The 2,800-nt window shown below is 74.6% G+C and carries 3 protein-coding genes; 2 read left to right on the top strand and 1 reads right to left on the bottom strand.

The window, feature by feature from the left end; translation table 11 throughout:
* On the bottom strand, positions 1-1,040 hold a 1,040-nt coding region (locus tag ATM99_RS15565; protein WP_082659874.1), incomplete at its 3' end, for an ABC transporter permease.
* Between the two features lie 140 nt (positions 1,041-1,180).
* Here ATM99_RS15565 and ATM99_RS15560 point away from each other — a divergent pair.
* Together ATM99_RS15560 and ATM99_RS15555 are read left to right on the top strand one after the other, a co-directional pair.
* A complete protein-coding gene (locus tag ATM99_RS15560; RefSeq protein ID WP_046529508.1) occupies positions 1,181-2,161 on the top strand; it encodes a sugar-binding transcriptional regulator in 981 nt (326 codons plus the stop codon).
* On the top strand, positions 2,158-2,800 hold a 643-nt coding region (locus ATM99_RS15555), incomplete at its 3' end, for a ribulose-phosphate 3-epimerase (RefSeq protein WP_062103766.1). The genes ATM99_RS15560 and ATM99_RS15555, both read left to right, overlap by 4 nt.

Raw genomic sequence — 2,800 nt, 5'->3', positions numbered from 1 at the left:
CCGTCGGCGGCGCGCGCGGGCTGCGGTGCGTCGCTAGCGGCGACGGGGTCCGCGGGCGGGGTGGGTCCGCCGCGGTGCAGGACGCGTCCGAGCAGGTCGCTCAGGGACGACTGCCGGCGGTAGGTGTCGATGATGACGCCGCCGAGGATGATGAGGCCGATGACCAGGGGCTGCCAGTAGCTCTGCACGCCGACGACGTTCATGCCGTTGGAGACCGTGCCGATGAGCACGGCGCCGAGCAGCGCGCCCGGCAGCGAGCCGATGCCGCCGAAGAGGCTGACGCCGCCGACGACGGCCGCGGCGATCGAGTAGAAGAGCTCGTTGCCGGAGCCGGCCGACGGGTAGCCGACCATGAGGCGCGAGGTGACGATGAGGCCGCCCATGCCGGCGCACAGGCCGGACAGCGCGTAGACGAGCATGGTGACGCGGCCGATCGGGATGCCGGACAGGCGCGAGGTCTCGCGGTTGCCGCCGACGGCGTAGATGTGGACGCCCGTGGGGGTGAGCCGCAGCAGGACCGTGAGGACGATCGCGAAGACGACGACGAGCACGACCGGCATGGGCACGCCGAACAGCGAGCCGCGGCCGATGACCGCGAACATCGGGTCGGCGACGTTGACGGAGCTCGCGCCGGTGAGGATCAGGGGGATGCTCGCGGCGACGCCGAAGGCGGCGAACGTGACGATGAACGGCGGCAGCCTGAGGTAGTGGATGAGCGCGCCGTTGACGGTGCCGACGAGCGCGCCGACGGCGAGCGCGGCGAGGGCCGCGACCCACCAGGGTGCGCCGCTGCGCATCGTGAGCGCCGCGATCATGCCGGTGAGCGCGACGTTCGACCCCGTGGACAGGTCGATGCCGCCCGTGAGGAGCACGAACGCCTGGCCCATCGCGAGGAACGCGATGACCGCTCCGTTGAGCAGCAGCAGGTTCGCGTTGTCGAACGTGCGGAACGTCGGGGACATCAGCCCGAAGATCACCGCCACCAGCACGATGACGGCGAAGATGCCGAGCTCTTCGGGGATGCGGCGTCGTCTCGCCATCGGAACCTGCCTCCTTGCAGTTCGCTCATCTGAGCATTGCTTCATGCTCATCTGCCACCGACAGTACGTCCGGCGCCCGGGCTTGTCCACCGGCCCGAAGGTCACGGTTCAGAAACGTTCGAGCGCGCTACAGTGCTCACATGAGCGACACAGATGTGCGCGGCGCCACCGTCGACGACCGCGCCCTGATGGTCCTGGCCGCCCGCCGTTACTACGTCGACGACGCCTCCAAGGTGCAGATCGCCGACGAGCTCGGCGTCTCCCGCTTCAAGGTCGCGCGCCTGCTCGAGCAGGCGCGCGCGACCGGCGTCGTCACCATCACGATCCACGCCGACGGCCTCCAGCACCCCGCGCTCGCCGCACGCGTGCGCGACCACCTCGGCCTCACCGACGTCACGGTCGTCGAGGCCGGCGACGACCCCGACGCCGTGCGCCGCCACGTCGGCGAGGCCGCCGCCGAGATCCTCGGGTCCACGCTGCGCGCGGGCGAGGTGCTCGGCCTCGCGTGGGGCCGCACGCTCACCGCCATGAGCGCCGCCATGCCGCCGCTGCCACGCGTCGACGTCGTGCAGCTCACCGGCGCCATCGGCACCGACCTCGACGAGTCCCCGGTCGAGGTCGTGCGGCGCGTCGCGCTGCGCTCGGGCGGCACCGCGCGCCCGCTGTTCGCGCCGCTCGTCGTCGACGACCCCCGCACCGCGCAGGCCCTGCGCCGCCAGCCCGACGTCGCCGCGGCCCTGCGCATGTACGACGACGTCACCACGGCCGTCGTGTCCGTCGGCTCGTGGGCCCCGCCGGACTCGCAGCTGTTGCGCACCATCGGCGACGACGAGCGCGACGCGCTGCTCGCCGCGGGCGTGCGCGCCGAGGTCGCGTCGCTGCTCGTCTCCGACGACGGCCACCTCGTCGCACCGCACTTCCAGGACCGTTGCCTGACCATCGGGTTCGAGCAGATGCGCGCGATCCCCCGCATCGTCGCCGCCGCGGGCGGCGCGCAGAAGGCCCTCGCGGTCGCCGCGATCGTGCGCGCCGGGCTGTGCACCGAGCTCGTCACCGACCGCGCCCTCGCCGAGGCCCTGCTCGAGCTGCCGTCCCCCGCGACCGACCGCCCGCGCGCGTGAGCCCGGACGGGGCGGGTGCGGGAGCCTTCGACGTCGCCGCCTCGCTGTGGTCGACGCCGCCCGCCGACCTCGACGACGAGGCCGCGCGCCTGACCGCCGCCGGGCTGCGCCGCTGGCACTGGGACGTCTCCGACGGCGCGTTCGCGGCGCCCGGCGGGTTCGACCCCGCGACCGTCGCGCGCCTGACCGCCGCGACCGGGCTGCCCGGCGAGGCGCACCTCATGGTCACCGACCCGCGCCCCGTGCTCGACGCGTGGGCCGACGTGTGCGGCACGGTGATCGTGCACGCCGAGGCCACCGGCTGGCGCGAGGCGGTCGAGCACGTCCGCGCGCGGGGTGCGCGCCCGGGCGTCGCGCTCTCCCCCGGCACGCCGCTCGACGTGCTCGCCGACCTGCCGCCCGACGTCGTCGTGCTGGTCATGGCGATCACGCCCGGGCAGGCGGGCAGCACGTTCCTGCCCGGCACGCCCGCGCGGCTCGACGCGCTCGCCGGCCGGCACGCGGGCCTCGGCGTCGACGGCGGCGTCACGCTCGACCACGCGCGCACGTGCGCGCGGCACGGCGCCACCTGGGTGGTCAGCGGCTCCGCGCTGTGCGCGGCCCCCGACCCCGCCGCGTGGCTCACGCGCGCCCGCACGT

The sequence above is a fragment of the Cellulomonas sp. B6 genome (genome assembly GCF_001462455.1).
Classification (GTDB): Bacteria; Actinomycetota; Actinomycetes; order Actinomycetales; family Cellulomonadaceae; genus Cellulomonas.
Note: the sequence above shows the minus strand (reverse complement) of the source record. Positions and strands in the feature narration are given on the sequence as shown.